The organism is Lentibacillus sediminis, assembly GCF_002763455.1.
In the GTDB taxonomy this organism is placed as follows: Bacteria; Bacillota; Bacilli; order Bacillales; family Amphibacillaceae; genus Lentibacillus_D; species Lentibacillus_D sediminis_A.
Window position 1 is genome coordinate 260,358 of the sequence record NZ_NIXK01000005.1, and the last position, 21,721, is coordinate 282,078.

A 21,721-nucleotide genomic window follows, 5' to 3' on the forward strand; every position below is an offset into this window, starting at 1 on the left:
GGACGGCTTGTTTTCATTTTATCTCCCTGTAAAACTGCTTCAGGAAATCCTCCATGAATTGGTGGCGTGCTTCCGCTAATTCATAACCTTTTCCTGTATTCATCAAATCCTTCAATTTCAGCAGCTTCTCATAAAAATGGTGAATGGCTGTGGATTCGCCGTTGCGATATTCCTCCACGGTCATCTCCTCCCGCACTGGCAACTGCGGATTATGGATGGCTTGTCCTTTCTTGCCGGAATAGACGAAGCAGCGGGCAATGCCAACAGCGCCGATCGCATCAAGCCTGTCCGCATCCTGGACAATTTTCCCTTCCAGCGTTTCCATGGCTTGTGAGTTTCCGCCCTTGAAGGACATGGTCTGGATGATGGAAAGAATATGCTCCCTGTCCGCCTGGCTCACCTCCTGTTGCGTGAGCCAATCGCTGATAAAACGCAATCCCTCTTCCTCGCTGGCGACGACTTTATCATCGGCCAGGTCATGCAGCAAGGCAGCGAGGGTTACAATGAATGTATCTGCTTTCTCATCAGCCGTGATTTCCCTGGCATTTTTGACGACCCGTTCAATGTGATACCAGTCATGACCGGATTTCTCTTCCTGCAGTTTTTCGTGGACCATTGATTCAGTCTTTGTGATTATGTTTTGCTTGTCCATTCAAATGTTCCTCCCATTTTAACTCCTTCCTATTCTTACGTTGTTCTTCCTAACTGGTTTCGTCTCATTTGAATTTTGCGCCCGCTAATCTAATCGTGTCATTACTATATCAAGAAGAATAGACTCCCATCAAATCCACGGACGCTATTTAATTCACTTCGCTTCACTAATATTAATTAATTCAGGAATGGTCACAAATTCCATGCCTGCTGCCTGCAGACGCGGAATAATCACATCTAAAGCATCTACGGTATCTGTTAAATCCGCTGTCTCATCCCCGCCATCATGCATGAGGATGATGGAACCCGGCGCGGTATTCGCTAAAACGGTGTTGGTAATCGCGTCAGTGCCCAATTCCATCCAATCCAGAGAATCAACGTTCCAGAGAATCACCGCATTGCCCATATCTCCCAGTAATTCGACAATCTCCCGGTTTAAAAAGCCGTAAGGAGGCCGGAATAATCGGGGGCGGAATCCCAATATTTGCTCAATTGTTTCCTCCGTTGCTGTTACTTCCCAATGCACTCTTTCCAAAGATTCTTCTGTTAAATTAGGGTGCCAATACGTATGATTCCCGATGGCATGCCCTTCTGCTTGAATTCTCCTGACAATATCTGGTCGTTCCGCTGCTCTTGCGCCCATCAGGAAAAACGTAGCATTCACTTGATAGTTATTAAGAACATCCAGCACTTGCGGGGTAAAGCGGATATCCGGACCATCATCAAACGTTAAAGCTACCCTATTGTCATAAGTTGAACCGCTTAAAACAACAATGTTGGGGTACTCACGCTGTAAGACCGAATGTGCAACTAAATCAGGCTGCCTGCTAATACTTTCTGATCCTCTTTGTCTGTAGGAGCCATTCCAATGCCGCCAAGAATCACCATAACGAAAGTACATATTTAACCTCCATATTTACCTATATCTTTTATTTATATGAAGGTTATGGTTAGGGAGTTACACAAACATCTTATCCCATAAAATACGTGCGGTCGGGTTTATCGAACGCACGTATGACAATAAATTAATAAACACTCGGACATGTTCCGGCTTCCGGTTCATAATAACAATGATTTTTATACTGACCGGTAAAAGGTTGACCGTACCATGTTGGAGGGCATGGAGCATATGGGTTAAAATACCAAAGCGCATATTTCGCCGGGTGTTGTCTCCAATAATTCAAATTCTTTCTCGCTAATTTTTTCTCAACCTCTCTCGCTCTTCTATAAAATAGGCTGCCTTTTTGAACAGCTTCAAACGAATAGTTTCCTCCTTGTACTTGAAAAATGACATCGCGAATTGCTCTTACATCCCTGAAATCTAAACAATCCGCTACCGCCCGATTAACAATGACATTTCCCACATACATCATTCCTTGTTTTCCTTCACCCACGGCTTCCGCTCGCATCATCCTTGCCATTAAATCTACATCTGAATCCGTGTATGCTACTCTCATTTTATCACCCCAAAAATAGTTTATGAATTTTCCTGTGTTGCCTTGCATGTTATCGTGAAATTTAAAGGCAGAACCCATAAAAGGACCTGCCTTTTTGCTGACTATGGCTATATTCGCGCCATCAAATCTTTGGTGATTTTGATTACTTGCATCTCATCAAATGTATAATGATCTTCTATGATTTCCAGAGAGTTTCCAGCAGATTTTAAGTGCTTTACTCCTTTTTTCATATAAGCTTTATAATCACCATTGATCCGATTTATCTCACTTGCATATCTTTCATCTGTTCCGGGAGTGACCAGCTCTTCATAAAGGTCAACTATTGATTCTGAGTCACTGTCTGGAAAAAACTCATGCGGGTCTGTGCTGTCAAACATGCAAAAATCCAGATCCCTTACGATCAGCATATCGATACTCCCGGGGTGGAAGCTGCAATGGTAAAGTTCAATATCGAAGCCATGCTGCTTCGATGCCTCGCCGATCTTTTTCATGAAGGTGGATTTGCCGGTTCCTGCTCTGCCTTTTACATGATAAACAGTTGAAAAGTCTTCTTTGAGATACGGGATTTCATTAACAACGCCCTCAGAAGTATTTGTGCCGAATAAGCGGTGGGATTCATGTGCTGTCCGCTCAACTTTCGGAACACCTGTAAGCAGATTGGAAATGAATGTTGCTGTGAGCGTATCCGCTTTGTCAAAATCCATTTCTGCGATATAAATATCCTCCAGGTCATCATGGATGCGAAGTCCTGTTGCAAAAGCACTGTATGCTGCTTGTTGTTCACCCAGATAATTATTTCTTGCTTCCAGGAAATCGTCTGTTAGGTATAAGGAATCCGTCACGTACTGGCTTAGATCGAATTTTTCTGAGGTGTCCCTGGTCTGAGCCGTTTCCGTAATAATAGCAACAGATTTTTCCCGTAGGATAAACCCATCCAGATAATCATATCCATGGGGGCTTAATAGAATTTCTATCTGGTAATTCTTTTCAAGGTTGCTGATTAGTTGTTGCAATACCGCCGTTTTCAATTTTTCGGATGGATGTTCCAATGTAATAACTTTCTCCACTCCATTTAAATTGGAAGGGAAATAATTAGTAAGTCCTTCAGCAGTATTCCCACGCACATAATACCTTTGATTATTAGCCAAGGAGACACATCCTTTTGGTTATTTGACTTTGGTATTATATGAACAGTAGCCTAGATATGTGTTTTTAACAAATTAAAGGAATCCGCTTTGGAAAAATGACCAAAACGGATTCCTTTCTGACAGATGTAAGTTTTTTAAAGGAGTTGATCATAGCTCAGGCTTTTCACCATCAATCCTTCAAAAACGTTAGAAGTTCTTGATTGAATTCTTTCGCATGCGTTGCATTCAAACCATGCGGACCGCCTTTTATCAAGGCTAATTTACTTCCGGGAATCGTTTCATGTGTTCGTTTTCCGCTAGCCTCAAATGGCACAATCCCATCTGAATCGCCGTGAATAACAAGGGTCGGTATAGTAAATTTAGCCAAATCATCTCGAAAGTCTGTCTTTCCGAAAGCAGCAATACAATCCAGCGTCCCCTTTGGTGAAGCCCATGCCGCCATATCTTTAATATAGGATCGGAAGGGTTCGCTCACCAGGTCCGTCTGATCACCAGCAGCGAAAAAGTTTTGCGTAAACCCATCCAGAAATGCAAGACGATCATTTTTCACGCCGCTTTCAAATTCTTCCATTGTGGCATCATCCAACGCACCCTCGGGGTTATCTGCTGCGTTGTATAAATAAGGCGGGACAGCTGCAGCAAATACAGCTTTTTCCACTCGGTCTGTTCCGTAGGTCGCAATATAACGAGCTACCTCACCGCCACCCATGGAAAAACCAACAAGGGTTGCGTCATGAAGATCTAAATGTTCTATTAACTGATGTAAATCTGCAGCAAAGGTATCATAATCATACCCGTTCCAAGGTTGAGAAGAATTGCCAAATCCCCGGCGATCATACGTAATAACTCTATAGCCAGCTTCTACGAGAGCGGGAACTTGGTATTCCCAGGAGCGGCCGCTTAATGGCCAGCCGTGAATGAGTACAACGGGTTTTCCGGTACCGTGATCCTCATAATATAGTTCGACGGGTGTCCGATTTTCTGTTCCTACCGTGACTTTTGCCATTTAAAAACCTCCAAAATTAAGTGTGTTTTTCTCCATAAATTGGGTATTGGTTATATTATTACCCTTTAACTTGTTTGGGAAACTTGCATTGCTTTTTGGTCATTGTATAGTGGAGATTTTCGCTCTCAAGCTATATCTTTCACGAGACGTATGGAAACAACAATATTCCCGTTGTGATTAGCGCCCAAAGGATCAAGTCCTCTTCTAAATACTCACATCCCGCTTATTAAAAAACCCAAATGCCAAGACCAAAAACACCACAAGATATACCACCAGCACAACAACAGAAAATCCCAGCGTCATCCCCTCAACCATCGGGCCACCGCGGAAATACTGTTCGAGATTGGTATTCGCAAACAGGGAAAATTTCGCCCAGTCCGTCAACAAAGCAAGAATGTTGGTGGCCATCGTTCCTGCAAACAGCAGCATGACCGAAATGGCGATGGCAATCGAATCATTCCGGAACACCGTGGAAATCATGAAGGCAAAAGCTGCCAGCATTAACATCGTAACGGAACCGGCCAAATAGGTTACCCCAAGATAGATGATTCGCGACCATTCTATCACTTCGCCATTGCTTGCTGTGATGTGAATGGTGCTTCCATCAAAGCCGAAAACGATGGCTCTGACGGCAAACGACATGGCAAAGAGCGAGACGAGCAGGAACAGACCGAATAATAGCGTCACTGCAAATTTGGCTGCAAGTACTTGTGTCCGTGAAGCGGAGCGAACCAGCAGCAATTTAATCGTGCCTTGTTTGAATTCCTGCGCCACAATGGACGCGGCCACAATAATAACGAGCATGCCGATAAATTGAATCAGACCCGTATTGCTGTCCATGTATGTCCAGACATTTTCCGTCTCATAAGGTGATAGATTATGTTCCAGCCGATAGTTGTTGATGGCTTGCTGGTTGATCGCATCCGACTCGATATAATAGTTGTTCGTCTCCGCTTCCTGCTGGGCCAAGGTCTCATTCTCGCTCTGCAGTTCAGCCTGCCACTGCTCCTGTGAGGGAAGTTGCTGGTCCTGCTGCTGGTAATACGTGAAAATCGCCGTAGTCAGCACTCCTGCTGCCAGAAGCCCTAACATCACATAAGTGCTGGTCCGATTAAATAACTTCATCCATTCGTTTTGCACAAGTTTCAAAAACATCAGGACACTCCCCTTTCTGTCGCCTGCAGGAAACGATCCTCCAGCGTCTGTTTTTCCCTTACAGACTGGTAAACCATCACACCCTGGCTTGTCAAAAACATAATCAGCTGGCCAACTTGCTCTTTCGCCGCTTTAATATGCAGCCAATTCTCCTTCTCATGAATAACAAGCTTGGGAAATTCTCTAACCGCCAGCTTGTGCGCTTTGGCCAGGTCGCTGACTTCCAATTGGTATCGATTCATCTCTTCCGGCCTGTCTTCATCTGATACACGCTCGACCTGGACCAGTTTTCCTTCCTGAATGATGGCAAACCGGTCACAAATAAGTTCAATTTCCGCTAAAAGATGGCTGGAAATGAAAATCGCCACTCCCTCTTCCTTTGCAACTTTGCGGAGGTAGTCCCGCATTTCTCTCACGCCGGCTGGATCAAGCCCATTTGTCGGCTCATCTAGAATCAGCACTTTTGGCCGATGAATCAGCGCCTGGGCAATCCCAAGCCTCTGTTTCATCCCGAGGGAAAATTTACGCACCTTCTGATTCCGTACATGGTCCAGTCGTACCAGTTTGAGGCGTGAATCGATGTCTTCTTTTGTGACATTTTTGCTCATTCGGGCGAAATGGAGCAAATTCTTTTCCGCGGTCAGATACGGATACAATTCAGGATTTTCCACAATGGTGCCGACATGCTGAATGGCACTTTTGTAATCACTCGTAATGCTTGCGTCTGCAATCCGGATGTCGCCTGATGTGATCTTTGTCAGCCCGGTGATCATGCGGATGGTGGTAGTTTTCCCGGCACCATTGGGACCGAGGAAGCCATAGATTTCCCCGGGATAGACATCCAGCGATACCCCATTGACGGCCAATTTCTTTCCTAATTTCTTGTGTACGTTTTGCAATGATAAAATAGATTCCATGTTTGTCACTCCCTCTTAAAAGTCCTTCCGCTCATAAAGCTTCACGGACAAAGCGTAGGATAATAGTGTAATAATCAAGGTAATGCCGGCAAACAGCAGGATGAAGGCATTTGGGTTTGCTATGATGTTCTCAACCGTGCTGTCGAGTGAGGTCATACTCGGGTTATGATAAATATTTATAACCATCTGGACCCCAATCATTATTGCCCCTCCTGTTATCGCCGTCAGGGTTGTTGCTGCAATATAGCCTAAAGAGATAAGGAGCGGATAGAAAAAAGATATCAGCAAATAAAGTCCAGCAAGTGCCAGCAGTAAATCCCATCCAGTTATCAACCGGGCTGGAAATGGTGCATAGGTGACAAACAGAAAAACATAGATGAACACAATTACCGTGGCCGGAATGGACCACATCAGCGGAGCCAGGTATTTTGCGGTAACGATTTTCTTCCGGGTAACAGGCAGGCTATTGAGAAGCGCATCCCTCTCATAATAAGGCGCTATGAGCGGAACCCAGGAAGAAAGGACAATAATTAGCAAAATATGCCGGATTGGCACACCGCTTGTAAAAAAACCCGTAAATGGGATAAATGAAGAAAATGCTAAAACATAGTTGTAAGCTTTCTGACTGAACATTTCATTACGCAATAGTTGAATGACCATTTTTACGCTCCTTTACCGTATAAAACATAATGTCCTCAAGCGATGGCCGCTCCAGCAGCACTTGACCGTCCGCTTCTCCGGCAAGCCGTTGTTTCTCTGTAAGCAGCCCCTCAAACCCGATATCCGTTTCCTTTACGCCATGCAACAGGCGACGCCGTTCTGCCGTGAGCCACTCTTTCGGCCCTTTCACCACTGCATGCTGTTCTAAAAGCGCATCCTTTTCCTCACTTGCTACGATTTTTCCATTATCGATAAACGTAATAAAATCGGCTACCTTCTCCAGATCTTGTGTAATATGGGTCGAGAAAAATACCGCTTTTTCTTCGTCCTGAATGATGTCCTGCAAGAGCTCCAGCAATTCTCTGCGAAACACGGGGTCCAGTCCTGAGGTGGGTTCATCCATGATAATCAGTTCCGGATTGTGGGAGAGTGCCATTGCCAGGGAAAACTTCATCTTCATCCCTTTGGAAAGATGGTCCACCTTTTTCATGCGCGGCAGCTCAAACCGCTCAATATAATGAGCAAATAACTTCTCATTCCACGTCTGATAAAAAGGGGCAATCAGCTTCTTGTTCTGTTCCAGCGACAAATGCCCGTAAAAGAAGCTCTCATCCTGAACAAACCCGATGCGCTGCTTGATGTTCTCCGTGTCCTCTTCATGTGTCTTGCCAAAAATCCGCACCTTCCCATGATCGGCCCGGGTCAGGTTCATAATGCAGCGGATGGTCGTGCTCTTACCCGCTCCATTCGGGCCGATGAATCCGGTAATAAAGCCTTTTTTTACCGTTAAATTGACTTCTTTCAATGAAAAATTGGAAAAGTATTTCTCCAAATTTTTCACTTCGACTATATTTTCCATCTGGCTCACTCCTCGTATAGCAATGTCATCATCTCGATCAGTTCATTGAGGGGAATGTTGAAGGCTTTGCTGTCTTCCAGCATTTTGGCCATTTGATCCTCAATGAGTTTCAGCTGTTTTTCTCGCAGCAGCTCGGAATTTTGCGAGGCAACAAACGACCCCTTGCCCGGAAACGTTTCAATGAAGCCCTCTTTTTCCAGCTCTTCATACGCCTTCTTTGTGGTAATCACACTTACCTGCAGATCTTTCGCCAGCTTGCGAATCGACGGCAGACTTTCTTTTTCCTGCAGCTGGCCATGAAGAATCTGCTCTTTCATCTGATTTTTGATTTGCACGTAGATCGGTTGATCCACCGCATTGGAAATAATGATATTCAACGCATCACCTGCTTTGCTTGGTGTTATTACTGTATATGTATAATATATACAGTATGTACGGTGGTGTCAAGGGGTTTTATGTAAAATATTCTTAATGTAAAAAGGGTTTGACATTTAGCTAGGGACATTTATAATTAAAATATCAAATACTTTTTACATTTTGGGTGGAGGGAGTAAAACATGGGTTGGATTCTTATCGTGGCAATTTGTGTGGTTTCGATTATCGTTACGCTTGCTGCATTACCTCAATATGGAGATGAAAGAAAAATCCATATCAAGATGAAAGCACAGTCATATGCATTTACTGCGGTTATTGTGATGTTAATAATTGAAGTGGCAAAGAACATTTATTTAACTTTCTGGGGAAATAGTTCTTATGAAGGGATTAGTCCATTTCCATTTCTTGCAGCGATTTCGATTGTATATCTGATCACCTTGCTCATTTATAAAAAGAGGTACAGCGTTTAAATGAAAAATCGAATTCGTGAACTTAGAAAAACTTCGAAATTATCTCAGGAAGAAGTGGCGAAGCTCTGTAAAGTGTCAAGGCAGACCATCAATGCGATTGAGAATAATAAATACGATCCAACGCTGCAATTGGCGTTTAAATTGGCCTATGTCTTAGACACGACGGTGGATGAGCTTTTTAGGAATGATTCTAGTGAATAATGCCGGTGTGTTATAATAATGACAAGAATCTGGTTACATGAGGAGGAGCAGGTTTGGAGTTGGAATTTCTAATTATTATTGCTTTATTAATCTGGTTGCTTGTAAAAAATGATGGGGACCGGAAAGCGCTGGAAGCAAGGTTGAAGCGTACAGAGTTTCAACTTGAACGTATCGCAGAGAAGGTTGGCGTACGGGAACATCCGGTTAACGAGAGACTGAGACAGCTGAAGGAAGAGGGGAAAAATGTCGAAGCGGTCAAAGAAGCCCGGGAGCAGTTCGGGTATTCATTGGTGGAAGCGAAGAAATATGTAGATGAGTTGTAAGGAAGGGGGCACCGCCCATATGGTGGAAAATATCATTGTTTCCTGGAGCGGTGGAAAAGATAGCGCGCTGGCAGTTTATGAGCTGCTGCAAAATGACAGTTTTGAGGTGAAAGGTTTATTATCGACGACATCCGATGCTAGCGGACGACTGCCCATGCATGAGGTGAAGCGAGAGCTGATCCAGGCCCAGGCTGACTCTATGGGTATCCCTTTATATGAAGTCAAGCTGCCTGCGAATGTGGATAACGACACATATGAACGAACGCTCCATCAGCAATTTGACGTGTTTAAGAATCAGGGAATTCACTCGATCGCTTATGCGGATTTGTTTCTGGAGGATATTAAAAATTATCGTGACCAGCTTCTGGCCAGTACTGGGATGCAAGGCATCTATCCGTTATGGAAAAGGGATATAGCTGCGGTTGCGAAGGAGTTTATTGAAAAAGGGTTCAAAGCAGTGGTTACAACCGTTGATTCGGAAAGGCTGAATCCTTCGTGTCTCGGGAAGGTTTTTGATCATCAATTTATTGAATGTCTCCCTGCAGATGTCGATCCATGCGGGGAAAACGGGGAGTTTCATACATTAGTTTTTGATGGGCCAATTTTTCAGAAACAGGTAGATGTGAAGCCTGGTGAGGTTTTTGAAACAATGTCGGGCAGGTTTTTGCATGTGGAATTGGGATGGGTTTGAGCCGGATGGGCTTTGCCGTAGTGTGTTACGATTAGAGAGAAAGCTTACTGCGGGGCAAAAGCACTGTTTTTTCATGTAGTCAGGGGGATTTCCAGTTTTGAGTGATAACAACGATTCACGTGGCTCGGTGTTCTTTAAGAAAACATTTTCATTCTCTATGTTTGCTCTTTTTATTATTATCATTTTAACCATGCTCATTGGTATTTATTTCTTCGGCTTGGCGGGGATTTTTCATTTATTCGGGGTACAGTATGACTCGATCGGATCGCTGGTATGGTTTGCGATATGGTTCTTTTTGCTTGGATTTTTGCTGGATTTGTTCGCAATGGCTTTTCATACCATCATCAAAGAAAATATTTCGGGTAAATATCAAGTTGCTGTCATTCGGATTGTGACAGATACGCTGGCTAACTGGCTGGCGCTGTTTACGGTGGATGAATTTATGACAGGGATTACCGTTTCGGTGACAGCAGAAGTGGCGGCGGCCTTGTTGATGGCGTGCATCGAATTCGCACTGGAAGATAAAAATAATAGGAAGAGATTAGACAGGAAGGACGGAAATACATAATGAAACGTTTTTTAAATTGTACGGCTTCTGATTTTGCCGAGATGAATGGGGTTCAGCTAAAACAGTCGATTCAGGCTTCGGAGGGCAGGGTGATGGTATCGGAGGTGTTTGGTAATGCATCGCTGTATCCCGGGCTGACCAATGCTGAGTATGCCGCTGCTTTCGGGGCGGATCTGATTTTGCTGAATCTGTTTGATGTTAATCAACCGAGTATCGAGGGAGTGTCTGTGGAAGATCCGATACAAGTGGTAGGTGAGTTGAAACGATTGATCGGCAGACCTGTCGGGATCAATTTAGAGCCGGTTGATCCATCAGCAGATGAAGCCGAAACCCTTGATCTTCTACCGCAAGGACGCACGGCCTCTCCGGAGTCGCTGGATCAGGCAAAAAAACTTGGCGTTGATTTTGTCTGTTTCACCGGTAACCCGAAGACAGGCGTGACCAATGATGCGATATTGCATTCGGTGAAGCAAGCCAAAGAGCTATTCGGGGAAGACGTGATGATTATTGCCGGAAAAATGCACGGTGCTGGCGTCAAAAATGAGGTGGGAAGCGGAATTGTGAGTCCTGAAGTGGCAGCGGGATTTGCCAAGGCCGGAGCGGATGTCGTGCTGCTTCCATCTGTTGGCAGTGTGCCTGGTGCAACGCTTGAGACAACCCAGCAGCTGATTCAAGCTGTTCAATCGCAGGGAGCGTTAGCCATGACTGCGATTGGCACGAGTCAGGAAGGCGCCGCTAAAGAAACGATCCAACAAATGGCGCTGTACAATAAAATGGCCGGCGCAGACCTGCATCATACTGGTGACGCGGGAGAGCACGGCATCTCTGTACCGGAAAATATCATGGACTATTCCATTGCCATTCGCGGAAAGCGGCATACGTATGTGCGGATGGCGGCTTCGGTTAATCGATAAAACGTGGTTTAGAGGTTTTACTGTTTTATAGTAAGGATGATTCAGTCCAACACTCAATGGTTGATGGAAAGTGGATTATGAAAGATAGAAAGCTAAGCTGATGTTGATAGACGAAGAAGCAGTAGAAAGCAGATATAACCAAATCGCAGAAGGGTTTTTGCACTATTTGAAAAAAGGCGGGATTGAGGATTGATGAATGTCGAATTAACCAGATTTAAAGTAAAAGAAGGTAAATCAACTTTAGTAGATGAATGGGTAAAGTTTTTAAACGATAATATGAAGGATGTTCTAATCACCTTAGAAGGCGAGAAAATGTATGTTGAGACTATTTTCAGAGAAGTAATTACCGGTGATGAGTATTTATATTGGTACTCTGTACAAGGGGACGATGGTCAAGACGTCGAGCAATCAGAGCATTGGATTGATAAAAAGCACCTACAATATTGGGATGAATGTATAGATCCGGATTTTAAACCGGTAGACCTTACGATGGAGGTTGTAATGATACCGGAAAAGATTAGAGGAGTGATGGGGTCAAAATTTTGATCTCATCTCTGGCTCCTCACTTTTTCTGTTCTCTTTTCTGGTCTAGATACCTTCATATTGGCTTTTTTATTTTGTTAAATTTGAATTTTCGAATAAATTTCTTTCGGTCTAACATCCATATGCTCAAGCTCATTAATATCTACCCAAACTGGCTGATGCGTTCCTCTGTTTCTCGTCCCATCAGTAAATTCTTCGCCCTGTCCCGTGCCGAATGTTCCACTGACAATAGAAGCCAGAAAAAAATATTGCTTTCCCTGATATACAACTTTATCGAGCAATTTATGAATGCAAATTTTAACACCTAATTCTTCATATGCTTCCCCTTATTGCAGCTTGCTCAGGTGACTCTCCTTCTTCTATACCGCCCCCAGGGAAAACATGGTAAACCTGTCCATCCCTGACTCGTTTAATCAGAGCTACTTGGTTATTTTCTAAAATAATTGCTGAACCTCTATTTCTCATCTGAGTCCCCTCTTAAACTTTTAAATTTTGTTGGCGGTGGGAGCACGATGTGGAACAGCACGGAAAGAAATCTGAAGTCGAGCAACCTCCATCCCCGTTATTTCTCCGGATACATTCCCCTCAAAAACTCTACAGACTGCCTAATCATCTTCCGCAAAACCTCGACATCAATATCATCCACCTTATTAATATAAACACATGCTTTCCCCGTAGTATGCTTCCCAAAATCCTGCAGCAGAACTTCCCGGTCAGGATCTCCTGTTGCCATGTACAGGCTGATTTTTGCTTTGCGTGGAGAAAAACCGACGAGCGGGGCGTCGCCTTCATGACCGGACTTGTATTTATAATGATAGGAGCCGAAGCCGATGATGCTCGGTGCTTTTTGGGGTCCCCACATTTTTGCTGGATAGCCTGTTGTTTCGGTGAAGATATCCAATAACCGGTAGGCGTCCTCCCGCTTTTTTGGACTCTCCACCTGCTCGATAAACTCTACGACACTGTTGTCATTTTGCTTTGTTTTCAATTTATACAAAACATTTTCCTCCTTCCATCATATACTGTTTAGATGTTACTTCCATTTTACCGGAATTCGGGCATTTCGCAAGCCAATTATCTGACTTCGCAATGACTCCAACCCGGTTATGAAACCCATTTCAATGTTTCAAAGTTTTTTTGTATAAGTTCTGCAAGATTGGGAGATACTAATTTCTATGGGAGGTGGGAAAATGGAACAGGCAAAACAGGCATTACCAATGGAGCGGTGCGGCATTTGTGAAGAGGAAAAGGCAAAGGGCATTCATCTTTATACGACGTTTATCTGCAGCGAATGTGAGCATAACATGATCCACACCGAACCAAGAGAAGAAAAATACAATTATTATTTACGGAAATTAAAAAATGTGACTAAGCCAAAATTATATTCTTAGATAAGTCTTTGCGGTCTTTGCTTGCAAAGGCTTTTTATTTTTCTTCATAAAAAAGCGAAGACCCTTCCCGAAAAGAGTCTTCGCTTTGTTTTTACAGAAATTCCCTTACCGCACCTTCCGCTTAACCAGCAAAAACGGCAACGCCGCCAGAGATGCTCCAGCCGCGGCCAAATACCATTTGCCCCTGAAAGAGGAGGACTTGCTGCCATCACGATTCTCGCTTTCCTGTTCTTCCCTCGCGTGCTGTTCCTTGGACTCCTCAGAAGCCTTCTCCCGGTCTTCCTGGTTGACGCCTAAGCCCTTCAGAAAGGCAGTGAGGACATTTAACCCTTCCACTACCTCCGGATCTCTCAAAGCGCGGAGAAGGTGGGGGTAACCGCCCCTTTCCCTCTCATAATGCTCATATTTGGCCACTTGGGAAATTGCAGTATTTATTTTTAAAATAAGCGGTTCGAGTTCCTCCATGTTCATCTTTCCCAAAGTGTCAAACACCAGCAGCGCGTTTTTGATTGACTGGGTGGTATCCGTGTTGTCCACGAATTTCACCACGATATCCAGGACTTGTTGACTTTCGGCCAAAGCAGCATTCCCTGCCTCAAGGAATTTTTTCTTCTCCAGATGCTGCAATAATTCTATCGCTTCCGTCAATGCCTGCTTATTTTGCAAGAGAGCCGTTTCAATTTCTTCCCAGTCGCGTTTTCGCTGTTCTTCTTTGGACAGTTCCATGCGATGGATGAGCTTGGTTGCTTTAGCCATGGGTGCTGGACCTCCTTGCCCTCACGACATCGCCTGGGAAGGTGTAATCCTTGCGTGCCCATTTGCGTTCCACCCCTACTCCGATCTGTGGCTGCGGGTTACCATAGCGATGGTTGATTTTCGGCAGCGGGCTCTCTCCCTTGGGTTCGAGCACTTCCATGTTTACCCATGCTTCTTTATAAGCTGGCGTATCGGTATCCTTATCCGCATGGAAGCTCGTCAGGTAGTTGATTGCGCCCTCGCCCTGAGCGTTCATCGGTAAATATAATTCATACCCTTTCACCCGGTCGGTCACAATGCAAGAAACCTTTACCTTGCCATATGGAGAGGTCAGACGGACAACGGTGCCATCTTCCAGTCCGCGTTCTTCGGCCAGTTGTGGAGACACTTCGAGAAAGACACTCGGCGTTTTTTTCGAAATTCCTTCCGACTTGTATGTCAGGTTGCCTTCATGAAAATGCTCAAGCAGCCGGCCATTATTGATATGTAGGTCATATCCCTCCCCGAAGTCAATCGGTTTGGTCCATTCCACCGGGTAAAGACGTGCTTTGCCATCCGGAAACGGAAATTCCTCTTCAAACAGAAGCGGTGAATCCGTGCCATCTGCTGCCACTGGCCACTGCAGGCTGTTGTAGCCTTCCAGCCGCTCATAGCTGACACCTGCAAACATTGGTGCAAGAGAGGCAGCCTCGTCCATGATTTCACTTGGATGCTCATAATCCCACTCCGCACCCAGACGGTTGGCGATTTCCATAAGGATCTGCCAGTCCGGCTTGGATTCACCGAGTGGTTCAAATACTTGGTACAACCGTTGGAAACGGCGTTCAGTATTGGTAAAGGTGCCGTCTTTTTCAAAACTCGGGCTTGCTGGCAGGATGACATCGGCAAACTCTGCCGTTTTGGAGAAAAAGACATCCTGCACGACAAAGAAATCGAGCTTTTCAAACGCCGCCTGTACATAGTTGGCACTGGAATCAACAATAGCCATCTCTTCTCCCTTTAAATACAGGGCTTGCAAGTTGCCGTCATGGATCGCCTTGACCATCTCATGATTATTCAGTCCTGGCTCACTTGGCAGCTCGGTGCCCCAGCCTTTTTCATAGCGGGCGCGAACCTCCTCATCACTGACAAACTCATAGCCAGGGAAGCGGTCCGGCATGCTGCCAAAGTCGCTGGCACCCTGGACATTGTTATGGCCGCGCAGTGGATAAGCGCCAGCACCCGGCTTCATGTAATTACCAGAAATCAGCAGCAAATTAGAAATCGCCGTGCTTGTATCACTGCCGCCGCCATGCTGGGTAATTCCCATGGCCCACAGGAAGCAAGTGGACTTTGCTTTATGAATCGATTCGGCAATCTCGATCATCTCATCTTTAGGCACACCGGTCACACGCTCGGCATATTCCAGGGTGTATGGCTCGAGACTTTGAATATAATCCTCCATGCCATTCACATGGTTTTTTAGAAAATCCTTGTCATGCCAGCCCTGGTCGACCAAATATTTCGTGACAGCAGAGATCCAGACAAGGTCGCTGCCACCGGATGGCTGGATGAATAAATCCGCGCGGTCGGCCATTTCATGTTTGCGCAGATCTGCCACGATGACTTTTTGCCCGTGCAGTTTCTGCGCACGCTTGACTCTGGTGGCCAGCACAGGGTGGGATTCGGCGGTGTTGGATCCGGTAATAATCACCAGTTCCGCCTTTGCAATGTCGGTGATTGAGCCGGAATCGCCGCCATAGCCGACCGTGCGCCACAGTCCCATGGTCGCCGGAGATTGGCAGTAGCGGGAGCAATTGTCGATATTGTTTGTCCCGACAACGGAGCGGCCCAGCTTTTGCATTAAATAGGATTCTTCATTGGTGCATTTGGAAGAAGAAACGAAAGCCAGCGAGTCCGGGCCGTTTTTCTCCATCTTTTCGGTAAATTTCCTTGCGATTAAGCCGTAAGCCTCTTCCCATTCCGCTTCCCGAAAACCTTCGCCGTCACGGATGAGCGGCTTGGTCAAACGTTCTTCGCTGTTGACAAAATCCCAGCCGAATTTACCTTTAATACAGGTGGAAACACCATTGGCCGGTGCTTCCTGCTGCGGTTCGACCTTTAATACCTGACGATCCTTTGTCCACACATCAAAGGAGCAGCCTACCCCGCAGTACGTGCAGACGGTTTTGGTTTTCTCAATCCGGTGCTCACGCATGGAAGCTTCCACATCGGAGACCGTCATCAGCTGGTCATAACCAGTTTCAATTTCTTTGGTGATGTTGATCATCGGCCGCATGGATGATTCCGCCAGCCCGGTTAAAAATCCGGCCTCGCCTTCCATGCCGACTTCCATCATGGCGTTGCACGGACAGACCGTCGAACAATGCCCACAGTTGACGCAGGAGGAATCCTCAATTGGCGAGTCCTTATCCCAGATGACGCGCGGACGATCCCTTTCCCAGTCAATCGTCAGGGTCTCTGTCACCTGTAAATCCTGACACGCTTCGACACAGCGACCGCACAGGATACACTGATCCGGGTCATAGCGGTAAAAGGAATTGCGGTCCACTTCATACTCTTTCTCGGCAAAAGGAGTGGTCTGGTGATTGATTTTCATTTCTTTGACAGTGTTATGTATCTCGCAATTGCCGTTGTTATAGTCGCAGACCGTGCAGTACAGCTCATGATTGCCAAGCACCTTGTCGAGCGCAAGCAGCTGTGCCTCATGGGCCTCGCCATCGGTACGAATCATATCCCCATCTTTCAGCTCGGTGGAACAGGAGCGCACCATCTCGCCATTCACATTGACAATGCATGTGTCACATGTTTCAATCGCCCCAAGACTGGGATGGTAGCACAAACTCGGGACCTCCACATTATGCTCGGCCATCACATCCAATGCCGACTGATTTTTCCCAATGGTGACCTGCTTGCCGTTGAGCATGATTTCTTTGGCATTCGGCATAAAACCTCTCCCTTCTGGTTATCCAGTTTTTTCATTTGGTGGGAAAAAGAGTATATGGATAGTTTTTCCCTTTTATATATGGATTAAAACGCTGAATGTAAATAAGTTTCTTTTGTTTCGGAAAATTTCAGGTTATACTTATTAGGTGAAGGGAGGAGAGAAAAAATGTCGTCTAATTATGACAACATTAATACTCAATTGGAGAATCAAGAGGCAAATGAAAAAACTAAGCGCTATGTGGAACTTGTACTCCATTCTATTGAATTGGAAAAGAAGAGAGCAGCAGCATACAGTGAACTTGGCGATGGAGAGGAGGGAGAGGCGAATCGAATACTGAAAGAAATGACAACACCGTATCTGCCTGAGTTCTTGCTTGTAAGTGAAGTATCCGCCTTGTTAGGTGTTTCACATCAAATGGTAAGAAGGTATTGCACAGAAGGCAAAATAAAAGCCAAACAGCGACTGGAAGGAAGCGGGAAATGGCTTATACCAACGGAGCAATTTCTCGCAACACCAGAATTTATCAAATATATCCAAGAGAAGGAAGTTCAACGAATAAATTCTATTAAAGTGGCAGAAACGATGCTGGAAATGCTGGAAGAAGATACGGAGGAGGATAGAAAATAAAACAGCGCCAAATCCCCCTATTTGACGGTAGACAAGAATTCCATTCCAACCACCCACTTCTTTCCGCGTCCCGGGCCATAAAAATTCTACAGATTTTTTCATCACCACTGCCGCTAATTCTGACGGAACTGCCAGCGCTGGATGACCTGAATGCCACAAGTGGTTGATAGCCAAGGCTGAGGAGCCTGGCGGGGGAATTTTCGCGCGGAACATACTTTTTTCTGACTGGCAGCAGTACGGCAGCCAACCTTACGATGATTGTAAAGGCATGAATATAAAAACTGCTTTATGTGCCCCAAATCTATAGATTCAAATCCTAAACCATCTACTACAGAATAGATGACTTTTTTTAAGTTGATAAGATCATTAGAAGATAACTACCGGCCCAAAGAATATATGCAAGTTGGGTTATTATATACATTGCATATTCAAAATTGGAAAGTTTCCTTTCTCGTTTAACTTTCCGTAGATGCAAGAAATAAAATAATGAACTTAAGAGTAGTAGTAATACAGAGGCGTCATTTACAAGCTCTAGAATGTTAATAAACTCTCATCCCTTCACCTTGAATTATCATAATGTGTAAAGTATCGTAAAAAGCTACTCAATTAACATGGTTTCTTATTTATCATTGCCCCCATAAATTATGGCTATGCTGTTCTCATAGATGATAAGTATACCATACATATTTTAACATTATTTAGCAAACAAGTAGAAAGAATCTCTTAACGAATTCTAGAATTACGAAAAGAGATTCCCCCATTTTATTTATTTACGTTAATTTTTGTTAAATCTTTTGGTATTTACTACGGTCAGGTTATAACTCTTATTCAACAGGGTTTGCTCCACATGTTAAAGAGAAAATAAATATTGATATGGGGTGTACAGAAATACCAGCTAATGCAAGGATTCCTGCTGCTGCAATCCAGTCCTGATTTTCTACATAGCCTAAGAATTCATCTAATACAGCGCCGCTAATACCAACCGCATCAGCCCAGCACCTTTCAAAAACATTACTCTGAATAGAGATTGCTCCCCTACTGTTCATATAGTCAGCAAAACCTTCGATGCTTGCTTTCTCTACATCACTATAGGACGAGTTGTTCAACTCTTGATGATTAATAACATAATCACCAGTAGCTTCGTCTTTAACAGCAATTTCTGTGAAAATGTATTCTAATTCCATTGCCATAGCTTCTATTTCTTCAAGAGTAGCATCACTCACACGCTTATCATTTATGGTAGCAGCTGAAGCAAGAGTCGGCATAATAGCTACGGAAAAAATAATCACCAAGGTCAAAAGTCTTTTTAACATAATAATTTTACCTCCAGTATTTATAAAATTTACTAGCAATAGGGATAGCACATTTAATTATTACTGTAGATCCCTTTTCCCACGAATTCTAGTGATACCTAGATCAAACAGTCCTTAAACTATGATGAATAACAAGTCTATTATTATACTATCCCTCCCTCGTAAGCCACTCATATTTTAGTGTTGGGTGCTGACCCGGAAGATGGGATTGTATTCGGTAACCCCACTGCTGGTATGAAAAAGGAGCCCAACTTTCAGTTTCAGGGAATATTAACTCACACTTACAATGCTATCGAAACTGGCACTCCGAATTATTTTCATTTGCTCCCAAAATAACTAAGTTGCTTTCACTATTAGTTTATCTATCATTCGAAAATTAGTATATATATGAAACTAACGACAAAATCCGACAAGATAGCAAGCAAGCAATCTCTGCTGAGGGGACTTTAGTCTTGGTAAGGGCTCCACTGACTGTTTTCGCACATGTTAGATGTTCAATAATCAACAAGCGTTTTACCATTTATCTTTACTAAACGTCCCCTAATGTTTTACCCTTCATCTTAGACATACTTATTAAACCCCAATACGATTAAATAACTGGAGAGACCAAAAATGATACAGTACAAAATTCCTCTATTTGAAGCACTGCAACAATTCCATCAAAACGAACCCACCTCCTTCCACGTCCCGGGCCATAAAAATGGCAGCATCTTTCCGAAACAGGCGGAGAATTTTTTTGCATCACTGCTGCAGCTGGATCTGACCGAGCTGCCAGGGCTGGATGACCTGCATGCCCCAAGTGGCGTGATTGCCGAGGCAGAGGAGCTTGCGGCGGAATACTTTCGCTCTGAACATACCTTTTTCCTGGTTGGGGGCAGTACGGCAGGCAATCTGGCGATGATTCTGGCTACTTGCAGCGCCGGAGATAAGGTGATCGTGCAGCGCAATGCGCATAAATCGGTGATGAACGGACTGGAACTGAGTGGCGCCCGACCGATTTTGATCGCCCCGGAATTTGACGCAAGCACCGACCGCTATACCGGCCCAGACAGCACCTCTCTGAAAAAGGCGCTCGAGCAACATCCTGATGCGAAAGCTGTGGTGCTGACCTATCCTGATTATTTCGGTTGCACATATCCGCTTAAAGAAATGATTGACCTCGCCCACCGGTGGGGAATTCCAGTGCTTGTCGATGAGGCACATGGCGTGCATTTTTCCCTTGGAGAGCCGTTTCCTCTCTCTGCTGTCGATCTTGGAGCAGATGCAGTCGTGCAATCGGCACATAAAATGGCGCCGGCAATGACGATGGCGGCTTATTTACATATGAATTCAGGGCTTGTATCCAAGCAAAAAATCGCCCACTATCTGCAGATGATCCAGTCAAGCAGCCCGTCCTATCCGCTATTGGCATCACTGGATCTGGCGCGCGCCTTCCTGGCAGAGATGACACCGGAGCGGCTGAAGGAGATTCTCCTTAGCGTGAAAAAGCTGAACGAAACGTTGGCCGAATCGGACCATTGGGAGCTCATTCCTGCAAACGATCCCTTGAAAATAATGCTGCAGATGAATCCCGGCATATCCGCCCAGCAGACAGCCTGGCTTTTTGAACAGGAAAATATTTACCCTGAGCTCGCGACGCATAATCAAATCCTGTTTATCCATGGGCTGGCGCCGTTTGAGCAATTGCCCGACTTGAAAAAGAAACTGGAACGGATAAATACACAATTAAAAAACACGGCTGGTCATGCTACAATAGAAACGGCAAAACTATTTTTTGAGCCAGTCCAAGAACTGGAAATGTCTTATCAGGAAATGAATCAGCTGACAGATAGATTGGTTCCGCTCCGGGAGAGTGCCGGTCATATAGCGGCAGAGGCTGTGATCCCGTACCCGCCGGGAATTCCGCTGATCCTGAAAGGGGAACGCATAACGCAAGTACATATTGACAGCATCGTGAGCCTGCTGGAGACAGGAGTTCGCCTGCAGCAGCGGGAAGAAGGCATACGGATTTATTGAATCAATGCAGGAGAAGAACTATAACTCAAGTGTTGCGAGGTCGCATCAAAAATAGATTTACTGAAGCAATGAGGGAGACGAACCGACGTGAAGGGACATTTTATTACAGTGGAAGGCGGCGAGGGTGCCGGAAAAACTTCTATTATACATGCTTTGAATGAAGAATTGTTAAAGCGGGGCTATCAAGTGCTGCTGACACGGGAACCGGGCGGGATCGACATCGCCGAACAAATCAGGAAAGTCATCCTTGATCCAGCGAACATCAAGATGGAAGAGCGCACCGAAGCACTTTTATATGCGGCAGCACGAAGGCAGCACCTCGTGGAGAAGGTATTGCCTGCTCTGGAGGCGGGGAAAATTGTCCTCTGCGACCGTTTTGTTGACTCAAGCCTTGCCTATCAGGGACATGCCAGGGGACTTGGAATGGATGAGGTTTTCACCATTAATCAATTCGCCATCCAGGATTGCATGCCGGACCTGACATTATTCTTTGATATTACGCCAGAAAAAGGGTTGGCGCGCATTGCAGCCAATAAAAACAGGGAACAAAACCGGCTGGATCTGGAAAACCTGGAGTTTCATGAGCGAGTCTATGAGGCTTATCAGCTGCTGTTGGAGCAATTTCCTGAGCGTATTCGGCGAGTGGATGCGGACCAGCCGATGAGGGAAGTGGAGAGAGAGGCTGTCGGGGTGATAACGGAGTATCTAGATTAGAGAGTAGGGATGATTTGTC

Annotated in this window: 25 protein-coding genes and 1 pseudogene; 11 read left to right on the plus strand and 15 right to left on the minus strand. The window is 45.0% G+C overall.

Going from position 1 to position 21,721, the window contains the following annotated elements; translation table 11 throughout:
* Positions 1-13: 13 nt before the first annotated feature.
* The 10 genes from CEG13_RS10245 to CEG13_RS10290 all read right to left on the minus strand — a co-directional run bounded on the left by CEG13_RS10245 (position 14) and on the right by CEG13_RS10290 (position 8,230).
* The gene (locus CEG13_RS10245) at positions 14-652 is read right to left on the minus strand and encodes an HD domain-containing protein (protein ID WP_100011780.1); all 639 of its coding nucleotides are present in this window, start codon (positions 650-652) and stop codon (positions 14-16) included.
* A 153-nt stretch (positions 653-805) separates the two neighbouring features.
* Positions 806-1,552: a polysaccharide deacetylase family protein gene (locus CEG13_RS10250; RefSeq protein ID WP_100011781.1), complete on the minus strand. Its 747-nt coding sequence runs from the start codon at positions 1,550-1,552 to the stop codon at positions 806-808.
* A 124-nt stretch (positions 1,553-1,676) separates the two neighbouring features.
* Positions 1,677-2,108 (minus strand): cell wall hydrolase, encoded by a 432-nt coding sequence (locus CEG13_RS10255; protein WP_100011886.1) that lies wholly within the window; start codon positions 2,106-2,108, stop codon positions 1,677-1,679.
* Between the two features lie 107 nt (positions 2,109-2,215).
* Positions 2,216-3,256, minus strand: coding sequence for a hypothetical protein (locus tag CEG13_RS10260; RefSeq protein ID WP_100011782.1), 1,041 nt, complete (start codon positions 3,254-3,256; stop codon positions 2,216-2,218).
* A 169-nt stretch (positions 3,257-3,425) separates the two neighbouring features.
* The gene (locus CEG13_RS10265; protein ID WP_100011783.1) at positions 3,426-4,262 is read right to left on the minus strand and encodes an alpha/beta fold hydrolase; all 837 of its coding nucleotides are present in this window, start codon (positions 4,260-4,262) and stop codon (positions 3,426-3,428) included.
* A gap of 204 nt (positions 4,263-4,466) precedes the next feature.
* Positions 4,467-5,417, minus strand: coding sequence for an ABC transporter permease (locus tag CEG13_RS10270; protein WP_100011784.1), 951 nt, complete (start codon positions 5,415-5,417; stop codon positions 4,467-4,469).
* Positions 5,417-6,334: an ABC transporter ATP-binding protein gene (locus CEG13_RS10275; RefSeq protein ID WP_100011785.1), complete on the minus strand. Its 918-nt coding sequence runs from the start codon at positions 6,332-6,334 to the stop codon at positions 5,417-5,419. Before CEG13_RS10275 ends, CEG13_RS10270 begins: the two co-directional genes overlap by 1 nt.
* A gap of 15 nt (positions 6,335-6,349) precedes the next feature.
* Positions 6,350-6,994 carry an ABC-2 transporter permease gene (locus CEG13_RS10280; protein WP_100011786.1) on the minus strand — a complete coding sequence of 215 codons (645 nt, stop codon included), beginning with the start codon at positions 6,992-6,994 and terminating at the stop codon, positions 6,350-6,352.
* Positions 6,972-7,853 carry an ABC transporter ATP-binding protein gene (locus CEG13_RS10285; RefSeq protein ID WP_100011787.1) on the minus strand — a complete coding sequence of 294 codons (882 nt, stop codon included), beginning with the start codon at positions 7,851-7,853 and terminating at the stop codon, positions 6,972-6,974. The genes CEG13_RS10280 and CEG13_RS10285 overlap by 23 nt, the downstream gene beginning before the upstream one ends.
* Positions 7,854-7,858: 5 nt before the next feature.
* Positions 7,859-8,230, minus strand: a complete 372-nt coding sequence (locus CEG13_RS10290) for a GntR family transcriptional regulator (protein ID WP_100011788.1) — start codon at positions 8,228-8,230, stop codon at positions 7,859-7,861.
* A gap of 180 nt (positions 8,231-8,410) precedes the next feature.
* Between CEG13_RS10290 and CEG13_RS10295 the strand changes: the two genes are divergently transcribed.
* The 7 genes from CEG13_RS10295 (at position 8,411) to CEG13_RS10325 (ending at position 11,941) form a co-directional block, all read left to right on the plus strand.
* Positions 8,411-8,698, plus strand: coding sequence for a hypothetical protein (locus CEG13_RS10295; RefSeq protein WP_100011789.1), 288 nt, complete (start codon positions 8,411-8,413; stop codon positions 8,696-8,698).
* On the plus strand, positions 8,699-8,899 hold the full coding sequence (locus tag CEG13_RS10300) for a helix-turn-helix transcriptional regulator (RefSeq protein ID WP_100011790.1): 201 nt from the start codon (positions 8,699-8,701) through the stop codon (positions 8,897-8,899).
* A 53-nt stretch (positions 8,900-8,952) separates the two neighbouring features.
* Complete coding sequence (locus tag CEG13_RS10305) at positions 8,953-9,222, plus strand: hypothetical protein (protein ID WP_239984622.1); 270 nt, start codon at positions 8,953-8,955, stop codon at positions 9,220-9,222.
* Positions 9,223-9,241: 19 nt separating this feature from the next.
* A complete protein-coding gene (locus tag CEG13_RS10310; protein ID WP_158234671.1) occupies positions 9,242-9,913 on the plus strand; it encodes a Dph6-related ATP pyrophosphatase in 672 nt (223 codons plus the stop codon).
* A gap of 97 nt (positions 9,914-10,010) precedes the next feature.
* Positions 10,011-10,481 carry a YrvL family regulatory protein gene (locus CEG13_RS10315; RefSeq protein ID WP_100011792.1) on the plus strand — a complete coding sequence of 157 codons (471 nt, stop codon included), beginning with the start codon at positions 10,011-10,013 and terminating at the stop codon, positions 10,479-10,481.
* The gene (locus tag CEG13_RS10320) at positions 10,481-11,395 is read left to right on the plus strand and encodes a DUF7916 family protein (RefSeq protein ID WP_100011793.1); all 915 of its coding nucleotides are present in this window, start codon (positions 10,481-10,483) and stop codon (positions 11,393-11,395) included. The genes CEG13_RS10315 and CEG13_RS10320 overlap by 1 nt, the downstream gene beginning before the upstream one ends.
* Before the next feature lie 192 nt (positions 11,396-11,587).
* Positions 11,588-11,941: a DUF6176 family protein gene (locus CEG13_RS10325; RefSeq protein ID WP_100011794.1), complete on the plus strand. Its 354-nt coding sequence runs from the start codon at positions 11,588-11,590 to the stop codon at positions 11,939-11,941.
* Positions 11,942-12,015: 74 nt separating this feature from the next.
* Here CEG13_RS10325 and CEG13_RS10330 read toward each other — a convergent pair.
* Positions 12,016-12,403 (minus strand): annotated as a pseudogene (locus tag CEG13_RS10330) (NUDIX hydrolase).
* 97 nt (positions 12,404-12,500) lie between these two features.
* Positions 12,501-12,935, minus strand: a complete 435-nt coding sequence (locus CEG13_RS10335) for a DUF1801 domain-containing protein (protein ID WP_100011795.1) — start codon at positions 12,933-12,935, stop codon at positions 12,501-12,503.
* A 193-nt stretch (positions 12,936-13,128) separates the two neighbouring features.
* On the opposite strand from CEG13_RS10335, the gene CEG13_RS10340 reads away from it, so the two are divergent.
* Entirely contained in the window at positions 13,129-13,329 is a 201-nt protein-coding gene (locus CEG13_RS10340) for a sigma factor G inhibitor Gin (protein ID WP_192869538.1), read from the plus strand.
* A 105-nt stretch (positions 13,330-13,434) separates the two neighbouring features.
* On the opposite strand, the gene CEG13_RS10345 is transcribed toward CEG13_RS10340, so the two are convergent.
* A complete protein-coding gene (locus tag CEG13_RS10345) occupies positions 13,435-14,085 on the minus strand; it encodes a helical membrane plugin domain-containing protein (protein ID WP_100011796.1) in 651 nt (216 codons plus the stop codon).
* Positions 14,078-17,032 carry a formate dehydrogenase subunit alpha gene (gene fdhF, locus CEG13_RS10350; RefSeq protein WP_100011797.1) on the minus strand — a complete coding sequence of 985 codons (2,955 nt, stop codon included), beginning with the start codon at positions 17,030-17,032 and terminating at the stop codon, positions 14,078-14,080. Before fdhF ends, CEG13_RS10345 begins: the two co-directional genes overlap by 8 nt.
* A gap of 165 nt (positions 17,033-17,197) precedes the next feature.
* On the opposite strand from fdhF, the gene CEG13_RS10355 reads away from it, so the two are divergent.
* Positions 17,198-17,659, plus strand: coding sequence for a helix-turn-helix domain-containing protein (locus CEG13_RS10355; RefSeq protein WP_100011798.1), 462 nt, complete (start codon positions 17,198-17,200; stop codon positions 17,657-17,659).
* Positions 17,660-18,483: 824 nt separating this feature from the next.
* Here the strand turns inward: CEG13_RS10355 and CEG13_RS10365 are convergent.
* Positions 18,484-18,972, minus strand: a complete 489-nt coding sequence (locus tag CEG13_RS10365) for a hypothetical protein (protein WP_100011800.1) — start codon at positions 18,970-18,972, stop codon at positions 18,484-18,486.
* A 612-nt stretch (positions 18,973-19,584) separates the two neighbouring features.
* Here CEG13_RS10365 and CEG13_RS10370 point away from each other — a divergent pair.
* A complete protein-coding gene (locus CEG13_RS10370; protein ID WP_100011801.1) occupies positions 19,585-20,988 on the plus strand; it encodes an aminotransferase class I/II-fold pyridoxal phosphate-dependent enzyme in 1,404 nt (467 codons plus the stop codon).
* An 87-nt stretch (positions 20,989-21,075) separates the two neighbouring features.
* Entirely contained in the window at positions 21,076-21,702 is a 627-nt protein-coding gene (gene tmk / locus CEG13_RS10375; protein ID WP_100011802.1) for a dTMP kinase, read from the plus strand.
* The last annotated feature ends 19 nt before the right edge of the window (positions 21,703-21,721 follow it).